This window comes from Novosphingobium sp. FG137, from assembly GCF_057809735.1.
Genome location: NZ_JBMDKN010000001.1, coordinates 532,874 through 553,295 on the forward strand (window position 1 = coordinate 532,874; position 20,422 = coordinate 553,295).

Sequence of the window (20,422 nt, forward strand, 5' to 3'; positions counted from 1 at the left end):
GTCCAGAAATTCCGGCTGCATCGGGCCAGAGAGCCGGGCAGCTTCTACCCAAAGAGGAGAGATGCGAAATGGCTCTGGTATCCGTCGTGGGCGCAACCGGCCGGCAGGGACTGGCGCAGGTGCGCCAGCTTGTCGCCGCAGGTCATCAGGTCCGCGCACTTTCGCGCAACGAGAAGCCCGATCTCGGGCCGACCAACGCCGATATCGAGACGCGGGTGATCGATCTCTATGACCGGTCGACCTACACCAAGGCGCTCGAGGGTTCGGACGCTGTGTTCTACAACCACCCGCTGCAACTGCGGGATTCGCGCGCCGAACTCGCCGGCTGGATCGGTGAGGCGGCAAAGGAAGTCGATGCCAAGCGCTTCGTGTGGAACACGTCGAGCTGGATCCCGGACAAGCCCGGCGATGCCTTCACCTATGCCGGCAACACGGCGGGCATCAACGCGCTGTTCCGCTCAGGCGTGCCGGCCACGGTGTTTGGCTCGGTGCTGTTCATGGACAACCTGCTGACCAACTGGGCGCGGCCCTTCATCATGCACGAGCGCCGCTACGTCTATCCGCACAAGCCGACGTTGGGCGCGAACTGGATCAGCCTCGATGATGTGGCCAAGATCATGATCCACGCGATGGACCGGCCGGACATGGAAGGCACCTGGATGAACATCGGCGGGCCGGAGCGCCTGCTGCCGCCGCAGGTCGCGCAGATCCTTTCGGACCACTTCGGCTACACGGTGAAGTACGATCCCTGCACCCCTGAGGAATTCGGCGACCTGCTGGTGGCCGCGCTGGGCGATTCAATGGCGGAGGCGGAGCGCAAGCCGTTCTCGGCGGGGATCGCGGCCTTCTACAACTACAACAACAACGCGCCGACCAAGCCCTTCGAGGTGAATACCGAAGCGATGATGGAGCGCCTGCCGGGCGTAGAGCTCGAAACGCTGGCCCAGTGGGTGGCGCGGCAGGATTGGTCGGATACGGCGCACCGGCCATCGGCGGGGTAGTTCCGCACCACTCCCAAACCCGCTCGCCCTGAGCTTGTCGAAGGGTGCTGGCGCGGCCGTCGCGGTGGATGCTTCGACAAGCTCAGCATGAGCGGTGGGGGGTGGGATATTCCGGTGTAGAGGCTGGACAAGAAACCGGCGCGGTGCGACCACCTGCGCCGGTTTTTTGTTTGCGAATGAGGCGTTTCATGCGGTTGCTGGGGATTTCTGCGCTGGCTTTGGCATTGGGTCTGAGCACGGCGGCACTGGCGGCGGAAAAGCCCGCAGATGCGGCGAAGCCGGCCGAGGCGGCGAAGGCCGCGCCTTCTGCATTGTTCGAGCCGGACGAAGTGTCGAGCGAAGGGTCCGTCACCGTTCACGGCGCGCGGATCGACTACAAGGCGGTGGCAGGCACGCTCGTGGTCCATGCCAAGGGCTGGGACGATGCGGCAAAGCCCAAGGCCGAAGCGGTTGGGGACGAGGCACCCGCCGAAGCCTCGATGTTCTACACCGCCTATTTCAAGAAAGGCGCTCCCGCCGCGGATCGCCCGCTCCTGTTCGTGTTCAATGGCGGTCCGGGTTCGTCCACCGTGTGGCTCCACATGGGCGCCTTCGGGCCACGCCGGGTGGTGACGGCGGACGGCAGCCATACGCCGCCTGCGCCCTACCGCGTGGTCGACAACGGCGAGAGCCCGCTCGATGTGGCGGACCTCGTGTTCATCGATGCGCCGGGGGCGGGGTTCAGCCGGATCGCGGGGAAGGACAAGGAGAAGGCGTTTTACGGCATCGATCAGGACGTCCATGCCTTTGCCGAGTTCATCAAGCAGTTCCTGAGTAAGTACCAGCGCTGGAATTCGCCGCGCTATCTCTTCGGCGAGAGCTATGGCACGCCGCGCGCGGTGGCCTTGGCGGCGCGGCTGCAGGCGTCGGATTCGGTCGATCTCAACGGCATCATGCTGCTTTCGGTGACGCTTGCGTTCGATTTCTGGGCGGATGCGCCGCAGTGGAATCCCGGCAATGACCTGCCTTACGTGGTGACGCTGCCGACCTATGCGGCGACAGCCTGGTATCACAACCGGGTGCCGGGCGGGCGCCCCGCGCAGCTCGAGCCGTTTCTGGCGGAGGCAGAGCGCTTTGCCACCGGCGAATATGCGGCCGCGCTGATCGAGGGGAATGACCTTCCTGCGACGCGCAAGCAGGCGATTGCGGAGAAGCTGTCGCGCTATACCGGCCTTCCGGTGGCATATATTCTGCGCTCGAACCTCAGGGTCAATCTGGGCCAGTTCAACCGCAATCTGAACGACGATGCCGGACAGACCCTCGGTCGGCTCGATACGCGCTTTACCGGGCCGAGCCTCGATGTGCTGAGCCGCGAGGCGGAGTATGACCCCCAATCGACCGCGATCAGTTCAGCCTATGTCTCGGCCTTCAACGATTATGCGCGCGGCACGCTGCGCTATGGCGCGGGCAAGGCGTTCAAGCTCTTCGCAAACGTCGGTGACTGGGACCTCAAGCACACCCCGCCGGGCGCCGGATACGCGGTGGAAGGCGCGGCAAACGTGCTGCCCGATCTGGCCTTTTCCCTGAAGACCAATCCCTCGCTGCGCGTGCTGGTGCTGGGCGGCTATTACGATACGGCAACGCCCTACTTCGAAGGGCGCTTCCAGATGCGGCACTTGGCCGTTCCGGAAGAGCTGCGGGGGAACATCTCGTACAAATACTACCCGTCAGGCCACATGGTCTATGCGCACGAGGATTCGCTGAAGGCGCTGCATGACGACGTGGCAGCGTTTGTGAAGGGGCGCGGGAACTAGTCAGCGTTGGCGGCCAGCCAGCGGCGGGTTGCCGCCACGACCACCTTGGCGCGGTCGGCGGGATCAGGGCAGGCTTCGCGCAGGGCCTTGGAGCGCAGTTCGATGCTGAGCGGGATGCCGGGCGGGAATGCCTGGTACATCGCGGCCAGCGGGAGCGCGCCTTCTCCGCATTGCTGCCTGAGGTCGATGGCATCGGTGATGATCGCGCCGAAGTCTGCCGGATCGGGGCGCTGGGCGGGTGCGTCGCAGAACTGCGCGTAGGGCAGGAGTTCGCGCGGAACCTTTGCAAGATCAGCGACGGGGCTCAAGGAGCGGTCAACGTGGATCGGATCGATCAGAAGCGCCCGCAGCGGGTGGCCGACCTCGTCCAGCACGCTGAGCGCCATCGCGAGCGTCTTTACTTCCGTGAAGATGCCGAACTCCAGCGCGACACGCATGCCAGAGCCTTCGGCGTGGACGCAGAGTTCTTGGAGGCGCGCGGCGGTTTGCGCCATGTCGGGATCGGAGGAGACGCACAGGACATTCCGTGCGCCCAATTCCGCGCCGACATCGATGACCTTCTTGTGGAGCGCCATGTCGCTGCCGGGCTGGATCCAGATCACCTCGACGTCGAGCAGCGGGAGGCCCGTATCCGCCAATGCGGCGCGGGCCTCCCGCGTCTTCGTATCGGTCCAATCGCCGGGCTCGACCCAGAGGCCGGTCATGTCGAAGCCGCCAGCGGCAGCGGCGCGAATGGTCTCAACGGGGCCGAATTCGGGGACGATGCCCGAGGCGAAGGAGATCGGGTTCATCAGATCGAGCTTCCTCCGTCGATGCGGAATTCGGCGCCGGTGGTGAAGGTGGATTCGTCGGAAGCGAGGTAGACCGCGATAGCAGCGATCTCCTCGGGCGTGCCGATGCGGCCGATGGGGTGGACGGCGACCCAGCCGGCGTAGACCTCGTCTGGATTGGGGACCTGCGCCAGCACCTTGTCGAGGATCGGGGTGCGGATCACGCCGGGGTGGATCGAGTTGCAGCGAATGCCGTAGCCGCTCTTGCCGCAGTGCGCGGCGACGGATTTGGTCATGATGGCGACGGCCGCTTTCGCTCCGTTGTAGGCCACAAGATCAGCGGTTGCCTTGATCCCGGCGAGCGAGGACATGTTGATGATCGAGCCGCCGCCGGTCCCCTTCATCTTGGCGACGGCATACTTGCAGCCGAGGAACACGCCGACGACATCGATCTCGAACTCGTGGCGGAACTGTTCGAGTGTGACCTGCTCGATATTACCGGCGGTGGTGATGCCGGCGTTGTTGATGACGCAATCCAGCGTTCCGATGCTGTCGACTGCCGCGGCCCAATCGGCTTCCTGCGTGACATCAAGGTGGATGTAGCGCGCGTTTGCACCGAGCTGCGCGGCGAGCGCTTCGCCACCAGCGTCATCGATATCGGCGATCACGACGGAAGCGCCTTCAGCGACAAAGCGCGCAGCCATGGCGGCACCTAGACCAGAGGAGCCGCCGGTGATGAGGGCGGTCTTGCCGTTCAGTCGCATAGTTTCATCCTCTTTTCAAAAACCTGATCAAACCCCAAACCGCTCATGCTGAGCCTGTCGAAGCATCATGCCCGACCGTCGCGTCAGCACCCTTCGACAGGCTCAGGGTGAGCGGGGCTGGGAATCGGTGGGGGTTTTCACACATTCGCCGGCTCGACCCGTTCCCAATCGTGATATGCCTGCCGCGCCACGATGATCCAGCGCCCGTCGCGCTTTTCCATGCGGTCGCAGTAGCGGCCCGCGACGATCCAGTCGGTCGCTTTGCCGTGGGTCGGCACGGGGGTGCCTTCCAAATGGCCGGCCTCGATGAAGTGGTAGGCGACGAAGTTGGCTTCGGTCTCCACGCTCAGGCCATCGGGCGCAAAGGTGAAGTGGACGTTGCCGATGGTGTGGTGCGTCGCGGGGATCGTGCCCAGTACGGCACTGGCAAAACCGATAAACTCGTCCGGCGATCCGACGAAGGTGGAGTGGCGATGGACATGGTCATCAGCGAAGCACGAGCGGACCAGAGTCCAGTCTTTCCGGTCGATTCCCTTGCAATAGCGGTGCAGCAGATCGCGCACTTCCTCGCGTGCCAGCAGTTCCTCTGTCGTCACTGGCACGGCCTCGCCCCTCTCTTTTGCTAGTAACGTCTGCCTAGCATCCGGGGTGAATTGGTGGGAACTTGCATAATTGAGAGGAACGCAGCGTTATGGGCAGGCTAGCTGGAAAAGTTGCGATCATCACGGGCGCGGCTAAGGGCCTCGGCGAGGCAGACGCGCGCATGTTCGTGCGCGAGGGTGCGCGGGTGATCCTGACCGATGTGGACCGCGAGAATGGCGAGCGCGTCGCGGCCGAGATCGGCGAAATGGCCGAGTTCCGCTACCTCGACGTGCGCCACGATGCAGAATGGAAGGCGCTCGTGGACGATGTCGTGGCGCGGCACGGCAAGCTCGATGTGCTGGTGAACAATGCCGGCGTGGTCGAACTCGGCGATATCGAGACGCAGACCGAGAAGGACTACCGTTTCATCATGGCGGTGAGCGCGGACGGCACCTGGTTCGGCTGCCAGCACGCGGTGCGGGTGATGAAGGAGAACAATGGCGGTTCTGGCGGCGGCTCGATCATCAACATGGCCTCGATCGCATCGGTGCAGGGCGAAAGCGCAGTGGCCGCTTATTGCGCAGCAAAAGGCGCGGTAGAGGGGCTGACGCGGGCGGTGGCAGTGCATTGTGCGCGCCAAGGCTACAACATCCGCTGCAACTCGATCCACCCGGCGGGCATCCTGACGCCGATGGTGATCGAGGTCGGCCGGCAGGCGGCGCTCATGCGCGGGGCGGAAGAGGCGCTGAATGGCGGCCCGATCACCAAGCTCGGCGAGCCCGACGACATCGCCTACACGGTGGTGTTTCTCGCATCGGACGAAAGCAAGTTCATCAACGGCGCGGCGATCCGCGTGGATGACGCGAAATCGGTGATCGCGGGTAACGCCTGATCACTCGGCAGGGAAGGATCGGCATATGATGGATCAGCAGACGGTCGACACGATCAAGCGGCTGATGGAATGGGAAGCGGCGCGCACCCGCCCGCCCGAAGGTTTCCCGCATCTGCCGGACCTGCCCGCCGGGCGCTACACGAGCCAGGAGTATTACGACCTCGAGCAGCAGCATATCTGGAAGAAAAGCTGGCTCTTCGCCGCGCATCTCGATGAAGTGCCGGAGCCCGGCTGCTTCATGCAGTGGGACAATGCCGGTCAGCCGCTGATCATCGTCCACGGCATGGATGGCGTGGTCCGCGCGTTCTACAACACCTGCCGCCATCGCGGCGCGCCGGTCGTTACCGAGCAGCGCGGGCGCAGCCCCCGCCTGATGTGCGGCTATCACAACTGGACCTACAAGACTGACGGCGAACTGGTGGGAGTGCCCGAGGCACAGGACTTCACAGGCCTCGACAAGTCCTGCCGCAGCCTCATTTCGGTCCGCTGCGAGATGTATGGCAAGCTGATCTTCGTCAACCTCGATGACCAGGCCATGTCTCTGCGCGACTGGATGGGGCCGATCTGGGACGAGTGGGAGGAGTTCGCCTTCGACAAGGTGAAGCTCGCGGCGCGCCAGTCGTTCGATCTCAAGTGCAACTGGAAGGTGGCGATGGAGGCGAACATGGAAGTCTACCATGTGCCCTTCATCCATCCCGGCACAGTGGCGCCGCTGGTCGATCACAAGCGCAACGTCAACACGATGTTCCCCGGCGGCCATGCGCGGATGATCGCGCCGGGACCCCGTGAGACGAACCGCGAGCATATGCGGCTGCTCGACAGTCCGCCCGAATGGAAGTCGATCGAGACGGTGGGCGAACTGGGGCGCACGACGACCCAGAGCTACACAATGTTCCCCAACTGGGTCTCGCCGCTCTCCAACTTCTTCATTCCGCCGCTGATCTTCTGGCCGACCAGCCTCAATACCACGCGGCTCGAACTCATCACCATGGCGCTCGACTGGGGTGACGGGCCGGTGCCGAACTTGTGGACGGTGCCGGATGGAAAGGGCGGGCGCGAAATGAGCCCGGTGATCCAGGAAGACACCCAGTTCGGTGAGGCGATCCAGAAGTCGATGGAAAGCGACGGCTTCAAGTCTGTGCCGCTGAGCTATCAGGAAGCGCGCATCTACAGCTTCCACCAGACCTGCGACAAGATGATCGGGCTGGATCGGGTGCCGCCGCAACTCGCGGTGGAGCAGGTTATCGGCAAGGAATGGGTCTGGCCGAATGATCCTCGGGTGGCACAGATGGAACGGCAGGTCGAAACAGCATGAGCATTCTGGACGGGTTTCGCATCGACGGGCAAATTGCGGTCGTCACCGGCGCTGGCAAGGGCATCGGGCGGGCGATTGCCATTGCGCTGGCAGAGGCCGGTGCTGATGTCGCGCTCGGCGCGCGGACCGCGGCGGACATCGAGGCGGTAGCCGAAGAAATCCGCGCGCGCGGGCGGCGGGCGCTGGCCGTGCCGACCGATGCCACCAGCATGGCGGCGCTGGAGAACCTTGCCAGCAGGGCGGCGGAGGAGCTGGGGCCGGTCAGCATCTGGGTGAGCAATGCCGGCGGCATCCCCGATGGCAATCCGCGCTATCTCACCAAGACCACCGAGGCGAGCTGGGATGCGCAAGTCGATCTCAACCTCAAGGCCGTGTGGATGGGCGCCGTGGTCGCGGCCAAGGCGATGGGCGAAGCGGGCGGGGTGATCCTTAACACCTCCTCACGCGCTGCGTTCGGGCCGCAAGTCAAGAACGGTCCCTATGCGGCGGCCAAGGCCGGGGTGAACAGCCTGACGCAGACGCTTTCGCGCGAGTTGGCGCCGAAGATCCGTGTCAACGCCGTCGCGCCCGGTCCGATCCCGACCGAGAACTTCAACGACTGCATGCGCACCGACGACGAAGCCAAGCGCGAGGCTCTGCGCGAAATGATCGGCATCCCGCTGCAGCGTTTCGGGCGCGAGGAGGATATCGCGGCGGCGGCGCTCTATTTCGTATCGCCCGCTTCAGGCTGGGTGACAGGGCAGTGCCTCTATGTCGCCGGGGGGCTGTGAGGTGAGCGAACAGACCGACGTGCTTATCATCGGCGCGGGCGCGGCGGGCATGGCAGCCGCGCTTTCGGCGCATGCGGCGGGCGCCGAGGTTGTGCTCGTCGAAAAGGGCGAGCGGCTGGGGGGCACGGCGGCGGTTTCGGGCGGGATCATCTGGGCGGCGAACAACCCCCGGATGCAGGCCGCCGGAATGGCCGACAGCGAGGCGGACGCGCTCGCCTATTTCGGCAGCCTCGATCACGGCGAGATGGAGCCCGAAGTGCTGGGCGCCTTCGTGCGCGAGGCGCCGGGCGCGCTGGCCTTTCTGGAGGAAGCGGGTGCGCTCGCGGTCAGCATCCTGCCGGGCTATCCGGACTATTATCTCGACCGTCCCGGCGCGAAACCGGAAGGCGGACGCGCGCTGGATAACGAGCTGTTCGATTTCACGACGCTGGGGCCTTGGGCCGAGAAGGTATTCAGCGACGGCGTGATCCAGCGGATGATGCTGCGCGAAACGCCGCTGGGCGGGAGCAGCGGCTATGTCGATCCGGCGGAGCTCAAGCGCCGCGCGGACGCGGACTTGCGCGGGTTCGGCCAGGCGATGGTCGGGCGATTGCTCGCAGCGTGCCTGGCGCGCGGGATCGAGCCGCAGCTGGGTATGAAGGCTGACAGGCTGATCGTGGAAGAGGGCCGTGTGGTCGGCGTCGCGTTTGCAGGCGGGCGCAGCATACATGCGGCACGCGGGGTCATTCTGGCGACTGGCGGGTTTGAGTGGAACGAGGCGCTGAAGAAGACGTTTCTGCGCGGGCCGCTCGATATGCCGGCCTCGCCGCCGGGGAACACCGGCGACGGGCTGAAGCTGGCGATGTCGGTCGGCGCGGGGCTGGGCAACATGACGAGCGCGTGGTGGGTGCCGACGCTTTCCATCGGCGGCGCGCACTGGGCGGGCGGCGAGCAGCGGGCCAGCCCGGTGCTGATCGAGCGCACCTTGCCGCACAGCCTGCTGGTCAACCGGGCGGGCAAGCGGTTTTGCAATGAGGCGATCAACTATTCCTCGCTAGCGGGGGCCTTCCACCTCTTCGATCCCGCGACCTACGATTATCCCAACAATCCGGCATGGCTCGTGTTCGATGCACAGTACCGCGCGCGCTATCCGATCGGGCCGGTGATGCCCTTCGATGCGCTGCCGGATTGGGTTTTTTCGGCGGATACGCTGGAGGAGCTGGCAGCGAAGATCGACGTCGATGCTGCAGCCATGCTGCAAACCGTCGAGCGCTTCAACGCGCATGCTGCCAACGCTCAAGACCCCGATTTCGGGCGCGGCATTAGCACGTACGATCATTTCTATGGAGACCGTTCGCGGCCCGGTGCCGCAGCAACGCTGGGGCCGCTGAGCCAAGGGTCGTTCCATGCGGTGCAGCTCAAGCTCGGCGCACTTGGCACCAATGGCGGGGCGCGGACCAATGCGGCGGCGCAAGTGCTGGATGTGGAGGGCGAGCCGATTCCGGGGCTTTATGGCGCTGGCAATGTGATCGCTTGCCCAACGGGTAGTGTTTATGCGGGCGCGGGCGGCACCTTGGGGCCGGCGCTGACTTTCGGCTGCATCGCGGGCCGCACGGCCGCGCGGCTCGCCAACCAATAAGGAAGGATTTTCGAACATGCGCATTCTGGTGCTGGGCGCGACGGGCGACCAGGGGCATCCGCTGCTGACCCGGCTGCTGGCGGCGGGGATGACCCCGGTGGCGGCCCTGCGCAATCCGGCCGCGCTTGCGGGGACCGAGTTCGCCGATGTCGAAACCGTGGCGGCGGATATCTACGACGAGGCTTCGATGATCGCGGCGGCCAAGGGCATGGACGCGATCGCTGCGCATCTGCCCTTCGTGTTCGACCGCGATCTTGCGCGCAAGATGGGCGCGAACATCGCGGCGGCGGGGCGCGCGAATGGCGTGAAGCGCATCGTCTTCCACACCAGCTGCCACATCGCGGACGAGGATATCGGCAGCCCGGCGATGGACGGACGGCGCGATATCATCGCGGCGATTGCAGGCAGTGGCTGCGAATGGGCAATCATCGAATCGCGCGTGTTCATGGACAATATGATCCGCAGCTGGAACAAGCCCGGCATCGTCAACAAGGGCGTGTTCGCCTATCCGGCCAAGCCTGATCTCAAGATCTCGTGGATATGCCTTGATGATGTGGCGGCCTTCATGGTGGAGGCGCTGGCCAATCCCGATCTGCCGAGCGGGCGCTACCGCGTCGGCGGGCCGGAGGCGCTGGTGGGCGATGAAGTGGCAGCGATCCTGAGCGAGGTCTCTGACAAGCACATCGTGTTCAAGAGCCTCACGCCGGATGACTTCGCTTCGGCCATGAGCCTGCTGGTGACGGGTTCGCCGGACGTGAAGCCGGCTTCGATCTATGACGGGATGGCGCAGTTCTACCGCTGGTACAACGCGCAGCCGCAATCACCGCTGGTGGTGACGCCGGAGGAGATGGCGAAGCATTTCCAGCACAAGCCGGCAAGTCTGGCGCGGTGGGCGGCGGGGCAGGACTGGAACGATCCGCGTGATCCGGCGCTCGCTACCCGCATGGCAGGCATGGCGCGCTAGATCCTGCCCTTTGGGGCTCATTCAATTCGGTAGGTCCGGATGCGCGGCGGTGCCGCTAATCTCATCTCCGAAACAACGCTTCTGGGAGATTCCGCGTGACTGAAACCCGCCAATGGCTGCTCAATGGACACCCGCGCGGCCGCCCCATCAACGATGACGACCTCAAGCTGGTGACGACCTCGCTGCCCGAACCGGGGCCGGGCCAGATGCTGCTGAAGACGCACTACCTCGGCTTCGATCCGGCGCAGAAGGGCTGGATGGAGAACATTGCGGACTACGTCGCGCCAATGGCGATTGGCGATGTGATGCGCGGCTCGGGCATCGTCGAGGTCGTCGCAAGCAACGGCGGCAAGTTCCCGGTGGGCGCCACGCTCGCGGGTTCGATCAACTGGAGCGAGTACCTCATTCATGATGGCGAGGGCCTGATCCCTTGCATGCCCGATCTGCCGCCGACGGCGATGCTCTCGATCCTCGGCACCACGGGCGTGACGGCCTATTGCGGCCTGTTCAAGGTGGGCGAGCCGGTCGCGGGCGACGTGGTGGTCGTCTCGGGCGCGGCGGGCGCCACGGGCTCCATCGTGGGCCAGCTGGCAAAGATCGCGGGCTGCACCGTGATCGGCATCGCTGGCGGGCCGGAGAAGTGCGAATGGCTCGTTAAGGAAGCGGGCTATGACCACGCCATCGATTACAAGGCTGGGCCGATCCGCGCGCAGCTGAAGGAACTGGCGCCGAACGGGATCAACGTGATCTTCGACAATGTCGGCGGCAAGATTCTGAACGATATGCTGGCCTGCATCGCCACCAATGCACGCGTGGTGATCTGCGGCGGCATCAGCCGCTATGAAACGGGCAACCTGCCGGCCGGGCCGGAGAACTACTTCAACCTCGTGTTCCGCCGGGCGCGGATGCAGGGCTTCATCGTGCTCGATTGGGCCAGCGAATTCCCGGATATCCGGCGCCGCCTGGTGAAGTGGGTGAATGAAGGTCGTCTGGCCTACCGCGAGGACGTGCAGAACGGCTTCGAGAATGCACCTGCCACCTTGCAGCGGTTGTTCTCTGGTTCGAACAAGGGCAAGCAGCTGCTCAAGCTGTAAAACTGTAAGGAGACAACGCCATGGCAACCGTCGCGATTACCGGGGCCGCGCGCGGCATCGGACTTGAGCTTGCTGCGCAGCATGTTGCAGCAGGCGACACCGTGATCGCGCTGCCGCGCAGGGCGAGTGCGGCGCTGGAGGCGCTTGCGGCGTCCTCGGGCGGGAAGCTCACGATCCATCCTTGCGACGTGGCGAGCGATGCTTCGGTGCGCGCGGCAGCGGCAGCAAGCGGGGACGGCGCGATCGACGTTCTCTACAACGTTGCGGGCGTGACCGGGCCGATGGCCAACGAGCTGGAAGGCGCGGACTGGGACGCGTGGAACGAGGCCTTTGCGATCATGGTGCAGGGGCCACTGCGCGTGTTGCAGGCGTTCCTGCCGCGGCTTGGCGAAGGCAGCCGGGTGATCAACGTGACCAGCCAGCTGGGCGCTTCGTCGTGGGCGATGGGCGGCATGTATGCCTATGCTTCGGCCAAGGCAGCGCTCAACCGGCTCATGGCTTCGGTGGCCATCGATCTCAAGGGCAAGGGAATCGTGATCGGGCTGGTCCACCCCGGCTGGGTGCAGACCGACATGGGCGGTCCGCATGCGCAGATCACCCCCACAGAAAGCGCGGCAGGGCTGCGCAAGCTGGGCGCGGAATGGATGCTCGCCGATACCGGCGCGTTCCGCAAGTGGAACGGCGAGCCGCACGAGTGGTAAGTGCGGCCAGAGACCACTGACAGGCAGTTGAACACGAAAAGCCGGCCCCGCCAAAGGGCCGGCTTTTCTGCTTCGGAAGCCCCGCGCGGCACAGGGGTGGCAGGGGGTTTTCGCGATCCGGCACAGCTGCCGGTTTCCCTATCAAAAGTACTGAAAAGCCGCATAAACAGTTGAGCCATCGGGCGGGATTGGTACCCTCGCTACAGTTCGCCGACCCGCGCAAGAATCCGGGCGGCGGCACATGCAAGCGGGAGAGGTGAAATGCGCCAGACTGATTCGGTGCGACAGGAATTTCTTGCGGGCACGGCGCGCATCGCCGTTCTTGCGATGCTCGTGCCCGGCGCGCTGCTGGCCGCAAGCCCCGCGCTGGCCGCCGATGAAGCGGCCGCACCGCCGCAGTCCGGTGCCACGGCCGAAACACCCGCCGCGAGCGGTGTCGAGGACATTATCGTCACCGCCCGTCGCCGGTCGGAAAGCGTGCAGAGCATTCCGGTTTCGGTGCAGGCAATCAGCGCCGCAACCGTGCAGGCGCGCGATCTCACCAGCCTTGAGAAGATTGCTGCGGCCACGCCGCAGTTCACCGTTGCGCGCGCCTCGAATGGCGCCGGCGCGCAGCTGACCATGCGCGGCATCGGTTCGAACGCGACCTCGATCGGCATCGAGCAGTCGGTCGCGATTGTGGTCGACAGCGTTTATTACGGCCAGGGCCGCGTCATCAACGAGGGCTTCTTCGATCTCGCCCGCGTCGAGATCCTGAAAGGACCCCAGGCGCTGTTCTATGGCAAGAACGCGACCGCCGGTGTGATCAGCCTGACCACCGCCGATCCGGGCAAGGACCGCGAGATCCTGGCGCGCGTCGGCTATGAAGTGAATGCCCGCCAGCTTTATGGCGAGCTGATCTACTCGACGCCGCTGAGCGATACGCTTGGCCTGCGTCTTGCCGTGCGCGGTTCGAAGATGTTCGGCGGGTACTACCGCAATGCTGCAGGCTCGCAGGCCTACAACACGTTCGACGTGGCGACTGGCACGGTCAATCCGCATACCGCTGCGGCGGCAGCGGCGGACCAGCCGCAGGAGCGCGAACTGATCGGCCGTGCCACCCTGAAGTACGACGGCGGCAGCGGCCTTACCGCGACGCTCAAGGCATCGGGTTCGTGGAACGACACGATCGGCAACGGCTGGAACTATTCGGCGGTGCGCTGCCCGACCGGTGCGACGGCGCTGAACCCGGCTTACAAGTGCGATGGTGGCTTCAAGCTCTACCAGAACAACTTCCCCGTCGATATCGCGCAGGCGACGCCTTATGGCCGCAGCAACGGCGATCTCTACAACACCTACAAGTCGTGGCAGATGACCGGCACGGTCAACTACGACATGAACAATGTCACGCTGAACTCGGTCACCAACTACAACTGGAACAACAACAAGTTCGGCTGCGACTGCGACTTCCTCGGCGGCGGCGTGTGGGCGACGGAGAACGCCAGCTATCACGCTTTCAGCCAGGAGCTGCGCGCGCTGACGAAGTTCGATTCACCGGTCAACCTGATGATCGGCGGGCTCTACCAGAAGACCAAGCGCACGTTCTTCCAGGCGGTGCTCTTCGCCAATATCGAAAACTCGAAGGCCCCGACCGGCATGCGGTATGTCGCCTATTCCAAGGATTCGGCGACCGACGGCGAGACCCTTTCGGCCTATGGCCAGGCGATCTGGAAGATCCTGCCCACGCTCGAGGCGACGGCGGGTGTGCGCTACACGCACGAGACCAAGAACAGCGTCTTCACCCAGCCTTACGTCAATCCCGCACTGACCGGCATTTTCCGGCCGCAGAGCGCGGCGACCAACGGCACCTTGACCGGGGACCAGACGTTCGAGGACTGGTCGCCGGACGTGACACTGAGCTGGAAGCCCAGTTCGGACGTGATGGTCTATGGTGCGTACAAGACTGCCTACAAATCGGGCGGTTTCTCGAACAGCGCGATCAACTCCGCGCTGGTGACGAACAATCCTTCGGCTGACCTTGCGTTCAACCCCGAGCGCGGCCGCGGCTTCGAGGCGGGCATCAAGACCACGCTGTTCGACCGCCAGCTGCGCGCGAACCTGACGCTGTACAACTACAAGTACACCAACCTGCAGATCGACTTCTTCAACTCGCAGGTCTTCGCCTATGTGACCTACAACGCGGGCGCGGCGCGCTCGAAGGGTGTCGAGCTGGAGCTGGAATATGCGCCGCGCGGCGTTCCCGGTCTCTCGCTCCACGGCACGTTGAACTACAACCGGGCGCGCTACATCGATTTCATCGCACCGTGCTGGTCTGGCCAGAGCATTGCGGCAGGGTGTTCGCTGCGCGTGGCGGGTATCGAGCGGCAGGATCTGAGCGGCACGCCGACTTCGGCCGCACCGGAATGGACTGCGACGGCGGGCGTTTCCTATGAAACCGACATCGGATCGAGCCTGAAGATCGGCGGCAATATCGATGCGCGCAGCTCGAGCTCGTACCTCGGATCGAGCTTCGGCGATCCCTATACCCGGCAGGACGGTTACGCCGTGCTCGACGCGGGTATCAGGATCGGCGCGCAGAACGATCGCTGGCAGTTTGCCGTGATCGGCAAGAACCTGACCAACAAGTTCTACTTCATCGGCGGCGGCACCGCGCCGCTGACAGGCGCGGGCACCGGCACGAACAATGCCACGCTGGGCGATATCATCGGCTATGGTTCGATGCCGCGCACGGTGCGGCTGCAGGCCACCTTCCGGTACTGACCGGAACAGGGAGGGGCATGAAGGAGTTTTTCGGGCATGAACCTTGAAACCAGTCTGCCTCTCCCTGCGGAGCCCGGCGCGGCACGCTGCCCCGGGCCGAGCACGCGCGACATCATCCTCGCCGATGGGCAGGATGTGCCGCCCGCGTTGATCGCCGAGGCCTATGCCTTCGCCGGCGATGCCGACATCGATTACGACCGCTACACCTCGCCCGATTTCATGGCGCGCGAGTTCACCCATCTGTGGGCACGCACCTGGCAATGGGCTGCGCGCGAGGAGCATATTCCCGAGGCGGGCGATTACATCACCTACGATATCGGGCCATGGTCGATCCTGATCGTGCACGGCGATGACGGCGAAATCCGCGCCTATCGCAACGTTTGCCTGCACCGGGGCACGCAGCTCAAGCGGTCCGACACCAGCGGCAATGCGGTGGAGATCCGCTGTCCGTTCCACGGCTGGCGCTGGTCGCTGGAGGGGGAACTTTCGCACCTGCCGTGCCGGTGGGATTTCCCGCATGTGAAGGACGAGGAATTCCAGCTGCCGCAAGTGCGGATGGAGACCTGGGGCGGGTTCATTTTTATCAACCTCGACCCTGATGCGCGTCCGCTCAAGGAGCAACTGGGGCCGCTTGCCGAGCACTTTTCGGGCCGCTGGGATCTCGCTGACCGGCGGATTTCGCTGCACTTGCAGAAGGAATTGCCGACCAACTGGAAAGCGGCGCAAGAGGCGTTTCTCGAGGCCTACCACGTCTATGAAACGCATGCGCAGGCGCTGCCGACGGCGGCGGATGCCAATGCGCAATATGACCTGTTCAGCGATCACGTGACGCGGTTTGTGCACACCATCGGCGTGGCGAGCCCGCACTATACCGGCACGCAGACCGAGGCGGAACTGTTCGACAAGCTGCGGGTAGGTGGAGGCCCGCTTCCGGAAGGGCGAACGGCGCGTTCTTATGCTGCGCAATTGCTGCGCGAACAGATGTCCGAGGCTCTGGGCGTGCCGCTCGATCAGTATTCGGACAGCGAGATGCTCGATTCGATCGAATATCACCTGTTTCCGAACATGTGCCTGTTCCCTGGCGTCTCGCTGCCGATGATCTACCGGTTCCGGCCGATCGGGAACGATCCCTCGCGCTCGCTGTTCGATCTGATGTTCCTGAAGCTGGTGCCGCCGGGAACTCCGGTGGAGCATCCGCCCGAGCCGGTGCGCCTGAAGGTCGAGCAATCCTATGCCGAGGCGCCGGGGATGAACCCGGGGCTGGGCGGGGTCTATGATCAGGATACCGACAATCTGGCGCTGCAATACCAAGGCTTTCTGGGTTCGGCGAAGCGCGGGCAGACGCTGGGGAACTATCAGGAAGCGCGAATTCGACAGTTCCATCAGACGATCGATCACTATCTAACAAGGGACTGATGATGGACCCGATCGATCGCTTGATATCATGGCAGGCCATTTATGACCTGAGCTGCGACTATATGCGCGCGCAGGACCGGCTTGATCCGGCGCTGCATATCTCCGTGTTCCACGAGGATGCGACGACCGACTACGGCGCCGGCTGGCAGGGCGATGCGCCCGGGTTTGTCGAATTTGCGCAACGGGTGCTGACGCCGCACAAGGCCAACCACCACATGATCGGGCAAGTGCGCATCGATTTCGAGAGCGCTGACGTCGCATTCGGCGAAGTCTATTTTCAGGCGCACCACCGGATCGTGGCGGAAAGCGGGGAGCGGGACATGTTCGTCGCGGGGCGCTACGTTGATCGATACGAGCGGCGCGATGGCGTGTGGAAGATCGCGCACCGCAGCGAACTGGTCGACTGGGCACGCGACGAGCCGGCTGCCGATCTGCCGGGGGGAGAGACGATGTTTCCGTGGGGTGCAAGAGCGCCGCACGATCTCAGTTGCCGCCGCGAGGAGATGAGGCTGCGATGAGCAAGGTTTGCCCCGAAGAACTGGCCGACAAACTGGCGATCATGGATGTGCTCAGCCGCTATGCGCGGGGGATCGATCGCTGCGATCTGGCGGTGCTGCGCGAGGTCTGGTGGCCGGAAGCCGTGGCCGATTACGGCACAGGAGAGGTCAATGCGCTGGCCTGGTCGGACGGCGTGGTGCCGGCACTTGCTGCAATGCGGCGGACGCAGCATTTTCTCGGCAACATGCTGATCGATATCGACGGCGCGCATGCCACGGCAGAGACCTATTGCCGCGCGTGGCATGAGGTCGATTCCCCCGAAGGCCCCTACGAGATGGAAGTCGGCGGCCGCTACCTCGACCGGCTCGAGCGGCGCGGCGATGATTGGCGGCTGCTGCACCGGCGCTATGTGCTCGACTGGAGCCGCAATGGGCCATCGACCGCGCAGTGGGATGGCCCGCTCTATGGCACGCTGACACGGCACGGGAAGCGCCTGCCAGACGATCCACTCTATACCGGAGACTGAACATATGGCCGCTGACCTTGATCCGCGCGTTGCGCTGCTGCTCGACAAGATGGCCTGCACCGAGCTCGTCCATCGCCTCGCACGCGGGATCGACCGCTGCGATGCCGATCTGGTGCGCGCGGTGTTCCACCCCGATGCAACTGATGACCACGGGATGTACAAGGGCACGGCCGAAGCCTTCGTGCCGTGGGTGATGGACGTGCTCGCCGGCATGCGCCGCACGCAGCATGTGATCGGCAATGTGCTGATCGAGGTGGAAGGCGACAGGGCGCAGGGCGAGACTTATTTCATCGCGCATCACCACATTCCGGCCGAGAACGGCGATAACTTCATGGTGGCCGGCGGGCGCTATCTGGACCGCTTCGAACGGCGCGACGGCGAGTGGAAGATTTCGCATCGCCATGCCGTCTATGACTGGAGCACCGTCGCGCCATCGACCGACATGTGGGACCGCGGGGCCATGCCGGACTATGCCTTTGGCGCACGCAGCCATGCCGATCCATCCTACAATCACTTTGCCGGTGCCTGATACAGGAGACCATGTCATGACCACTGAGACTACGACTTCGGCCGAACTCGCCCGCGCCCGCGCCACTTCGCTGGCCGATATCTCGCCGCTCGCCGATCCGCCGCTCGGCAATGCGCCGATCACGCCGGACCGCTACTTCTCCAAGGAATGGGCCGACCGCGAGTGGGAGAAGGTCTGGACCAAGACCTGGCAGATCGCCGGGACACAGGCACAGATTCCCAATGCAGGCGATTGGCTGACCGCCGATTTCGGCCCAGAAACCATCGTCTGCGTACGCGGCGATGATGGTGCAGTGCGCGCGTTCTACAACGTGTGCCAGCACCGCGCGATGCCGGTGGTCACGGGCGAGCAGGGCCATTCCAAGCGGCTTGTGTGCCCCTATCACGGCTGGACCTATGACCTCACCGGAAAGCTCAAGGTCGTGCCCGACGAGGCTGATTTCGTGCAGGGCTCGCCCTGCGGCAAGCTCAACCTCGTCGAGGTGAAGTGCGAGACCTGGGCCGGGTTCGTGTGGATCAACATGGACAAGGACGCCGCCCCGCTGCGCCAGTTCATGGGGCCGATTGCGGACCAGATCGATACCTATCCGATGGATGCGATGGTCCGCACGCACTGGGTGACCATCGAGGGCAACTTCAACTGGAAGCTGGTGCAGGACAACTTCAACGAGAGCTACCACGTGCCCTTCGTCCACCCGCAGACGAAGTTCGTGATGGAATATGGCTACAACCACTGCCAGTTCGATCTCTATCCCGAAGGCCATGCGCGCATGTTCATGCCGGGCGCGGGGCCGACGAAGCAGCTGCGCGGCGGTGAGGCCGAGACGCTCGAAATGCTGCGCGAGGAGCTGGTGTTCTGGGATCTCGATCCCGAACAGTTCCGCGGCGGCAAAACGGGCGAGATCCGCAAGGCGCTCCAGCAGGCCAAGCGCGCAAAGGGTGCGGAGAAGGGCTTCGACTTCTCGACCTATCACGATGACCAGCTGACCGACCACTGGCACTACACGATCTTCCCGAACCTCTCGTTCAGCCTCAAGCCCGATGGCAACATCTGGCTGCGCGCGCGGCCGCATGAGACCGATCCCGAGAAGTGCTACTTCGACATGTGGTACATGACGCTCTTCCCCGCCGGGACGACGCGCTACTACTCGCAGTCGATGTCCGAATGGGTGGACGTTTCGGTGCCCGCGCCGCACGTACAGGGCAAGTGGGGCGATGTTTCCGCCGGGCCCGGCATCGATCAGGACGTTTCGGTATGGGAAGCCCAGCAGCGCGGCCTGCACTCGCGCGGGTACAAGCGCGATTACCTCGCCTGGCAGGAGCGCCGGGTGCGGTACTTCCACGAGAATCTGGAAAAGTGGATGGCGGATTAAGCCCACCCCCGGCCCCTCCCGCAAGCGGGAGGGGAGTAAGGCTCAGGCCACCTTCACCAGCACTTTGCCGATCGCGCCGCCGCCCAGCATCTCTGCATAGGCGGCGAGCGTGTTTTCGAGGCCCGGGGTTTCGTCGAAGCGCGAGACCAAGCGGCCTTCGTCGTGCCACTGGCGCAAAGGGGGGATGAACTCCTCCGCACGGCCGAAGTGATCGGGGACGAAGAAGCCTTCGATGCGCAGACGCTTCATCAGCACCTGATCGTAACGCGCGGGGCCGGGGAGCGGCTTGTCGGCATCATAGGCGGCTACGAGGCCGCAGACCGCGACGCAGCCGAACAGCGCCATGTTGGGCAGGATAGCGTCGAGGATCGGGCCGCCGACATTGTCGAAATAGGCGTTCAGCCCGCCCGGCACTTCGGCGGCGAGGCGCGCAGCAATGTCGTCGGCCTTGTAGTCGATGGCGATGTCTGCGCCGAGTTCCTCGGTGAGATAGGCGCACTTGGCCGGTCCGCCCGCGATACCGACGACATGCGCGCCGAGATTGCGCGCAACCTGAACCGCAAGGCTGCCGGTGGAGCCAGCGGCGGCCGAGACGGCGATCCACTGGCCTGGCTGGATGCACGCGGTATCACGCACGCCGAGCAGCGCCGTCCAGCCATTCATGCCGAGCGCGCCGAAATGCTCGCGCAGGTCGGGCAGGCTTTCGTCGAGCGCCATGAGCCCGGCTGCGGCGGGCGTCACGACGGAATAATCCGCCCACTGGCCAAAGCCCCGCACCAGCGTCCCTTGCGCAAAGGCGGGATCGCGGCTTTCAGCGATGCGACCGATGACGAGGCCGGACATTTTCGAGCCGAGCGGCAGCGGCGGCTGGTAACCATCGGTGCGCGGGCTCATCCACATGCGCGTGCCGGCGTCCATCGAGAGCCACTCAGCGGCAATGCGGACTTCGCCTTCAGCGAGCGGCTGGAGCCGTTCCTCGCGCAACGAGAGCGCGCTGGCGAAGTCGTCGCCCTTGGGATGGGCATCGAGCTGCCAGAAGCGGTTGGTGGTCATGGAA

19 protein-coding genes are annotated in these 20,422 nt (G+C 64.6%); 15 read left to right on the forward strand and 4 right to left on the reverse strand.

The genetic code is table 11. From position 1 onward, the window contains the following. Positions 1-68 precede the first annotated feature (68 nt). A complete protein-coding gene (locus tag ACODS2_RS02380; protein ID WP_421839570.1) occupies positions 69-1,001 on the forward strand; it encodes an SDR family oxidoreductase in 933 nt (310 codons plus the stop codon). 188 nt (positions 1,002-1,189) lie between these two features. Next, positions 1,190-2,794, forward strand: a complete 1,605-nt coding sequence (locus ACODS2_RS02385; protein WP_488997407.1) for a S10 family peptidase — start codon at positions 1,190-1,192, stop codon at positions 2,792-2,794. On the opposite strand, the gene ACODS2_RS02390 is transcribed toward ACODS2_RS02385, so the two are convergent. The 3 genes from ACODS2_RS02390 to ACODS2_RS02400 all read right to left on the reverse strand — a co-directional run bounded on the left by ACODS2_RS02390 (position 2,791) and on the right by ACODS2_RS02400 (position 4,930). Then, a complete protein-coding gene (locus tag ACODS2_RS02390; RefSeq protein ID WP_488997408.1) occupies positions 2,791-3,585 on the reverse strand; it encodes a sugar phosphate isomerase/epimerase family protein in 795 nt (264 codons plus the stop codon). The two genes, ACODS2_RS02385 and ACODS2_RS02390, sit on opposite strands and share 4 nt — an antisense overlap. Beyond that, a complete protein-coding gene (locus ACODS2_RS02395) occupies positions 3,585-4,328 on the reverse strand; it encodes a glucose 1-dehydrogenase (protein WP_488997409.1) in 744 nt (247 codons plus the stop codon). Before ACODS2_RS02395 ends, ACODS2_RS02390 begins: the two co-directional genes overlap by 1 nt. A 137-nt stretch (positions 4,329-4,465) precedes the next feature. After that, positions 4,466-4,930, reverse strand: a complete 465-nt coding sequence (locus ACODS2_RS02400; protein ID WP_488997410.1) for a nuclear transport factor 2 family protein — start codon at positions 4,928-4,930, stop codon at positions 4,466-4,468. A gap of 89 nt (positions 4,931-5,019) precedes the next feature. Here ACODS2_RS02400 and ACODS2_RS02405 point away from each other — a divergent pair, with 89 nt between their 5' ends. The 13 genes from ACODS2_RS02405 to ACODS2_RS02465 all read left to right on the forward strand — a co-directional run bounded on the left by ACODS2_RS02405 (position 5,020) and on the right by ACODS2_RS02465 (position 19,365). Continuing rightward, a complete protein-coding gene (locus tag ACODS2_RS02405; RefSeq protein WP_488997411.1) occupies positions 5,020-5,802 on the forward strand; it encodes an SDR family oxidoreductase in 783 nt (260 codons plus the stop codon). Positions 5,803-5,827: 25 nt separating this feature from the next. Continuing rightward, on the forward strand, positions 5,828-7,117 hold the full coding sequence (locus ACODS2_RS02410) for an aromatic ring-hydroxylating oxygenase subunit alpha (protein WP_488997412.1): 1,290 nt from the start codon (positions 5,828-5,830) through the stop codon (positions 7,115-7,117). Continuing rightward, complete coding sequence (locus ACODS2_RS02415) at positions 7,114-7,887, forward strand: SDR family NAD(P)-dependent oxidoreductase (RefSeq protein WP_488997413.1); 774 nt, start codon at positions 7,114-7,116, stop codon at positions 7,885-7,887. Before ACODS2_RS02410 ends, ACODS2_RS02415 begins: the two co-directional genes overlap by 4 nt. A gap of 1 nt (position 7,888) precedes the next feature. Next, complete coding sequence (locus tag ACODS2_RS02420; protein WP_488997414.1) at positions 7,889-9,505, forward strand: FAD-dependent oxidoreductase; 1,617 nt, start codon at positions 7,889-7,891, stop codon at positions 9,503-9,505. Positions 9,506-9,521: 16 nt separating this feature from the next. Beyond that, the gene (locus tag ACODS2_RS02425; protein WP_488997415.1) at positions 9,522-10,469 is read left to right on the forward strand and encodes an SDR family oxidoreductase; all 948 of its coding nucleotides are present in this window, start codon (positions 9,522-9,524) and stop codon (positions 10,467-10,469) included. Between the two features lie 95 nt (positions 10,470-10,564). After that, positions 10,565-11,563 (forward strand): NADP-dependent oxidoreductase, encoded by a 999-nt coding sequence (locus ACODS2_RS02430; protein WP_488997416.1) that lies wholly within the window; start codon positions 10,565-10,567, stop codon positions 11,561-11,563. A 20-nt stretch (positions 11,564-11,583) separates the two neighbouring features. Beyond that, the gene (locus ACODS2_RS02435; RefSeq protein WP_488997417.1) at positions 11,584-12,264 is read left to right on the forward strand and encodes an SDR family NAD(P)-dependent oxidoreductase; all 681 of its coding nucleotides are present in this window, start codon (positions 11,584-11,586) and stop codon (positions 12,262-12,264) included. 261 nt (positions 12,265-12,525) lie between these two features. Further along, on the forward strand, positions 12,526-15,024 hold the full coding sequence (locus tag ACODS2_RS02440; RefSeq protein WP_488997418.1) for a TonB-dependent receptor: 2,499 nt from the start codon (positions 12,526-12,528) through the stop codon (positions 15,022-15,024). Positions 15,025-15,060: 36 nt separating this feature from the next. Beyond that, positions 15,061-16,440, forward strand: a complete 1,380-nt coding sequence (locus ACODS2_RS02445; RefSeq protein ID WP_488997419.1) for an aromatic ring-hydroxylating oxygenase subunit alpha — start codon at positions 15,061-15,063, stop codon at positions 16,438-16,440. Next, entirely contained in the window at positions 16,440-16,958 is a 519-nt protein-coding gene (locus ACODS2_RS02450) for a nuclear transport factor 2 family protein (RefSeq protein WP_488997420.1), read from the forward strand. Before ACODS2_RS02445 ends, ACODS2_RS02450 begins: the two co-directional genes overlap by 1 nt. Then, on the forward strand, positions 16,955-17,464 hold the full coding sequence (locus tag ACODS2_RS02455) for a nuclear transport factor 2 family protein (RefSeq protein ID WP_488997421.1): 510 nt from the start codon (positions 16,955-16,957) through the stop codon (positions 17,462-17,464). The genes ACODS2_RS02450 and ACODS2_RS02455 overlap by 4 nt, the downstream gene beginning before the upstream one ends. Before the next feature lie 4 nt (positions 17,465-17,468). Continuing rightward, positions 17,469-17,993 (forward strand): nuclear transport factor 2 family protein, encoded by a 525-nt coding sequence (locus tag ACODS2_RS02460; protein ID WP_488997422.1) that lies wholly within the window; start codon positions 17,469-17,471, stop codon positions 17,991-17,993. Between the two features lie 16 nt (positions 17,994-18,009). Beyond that, a complete protein-coding gene (locus ACODS2_RS02465) occupies positions 18,010-19,365 on the forward strand; it encodes an aromatic ring-hydroxylating oxygenase subunit alpha (RefSeq protein WP_488997423.1) in 1,356 nt (451 codons plus the stop codon). Between the two features lie 42 nt (positions 19,366-19,407). Here ACODS2_RS02465 and ACODS2_RS02470 read toward each other — a convergent pair whose 3' ends face one another. Then, positions 19,408-20,418: an NADP-dependent oxidoreductase gene (locus tag ACODS2_RS02470; RefSeq protein ID WP_488997424.1), complete on the reverse strand. Its 1,011-nt coding sequence runs from the start codon at positions 20,416-20,418 to the stop codon at positions 19,408-19,410. Between the last annotated feature and the right edge of the window lie 4 nt (positions 20,419-20,422).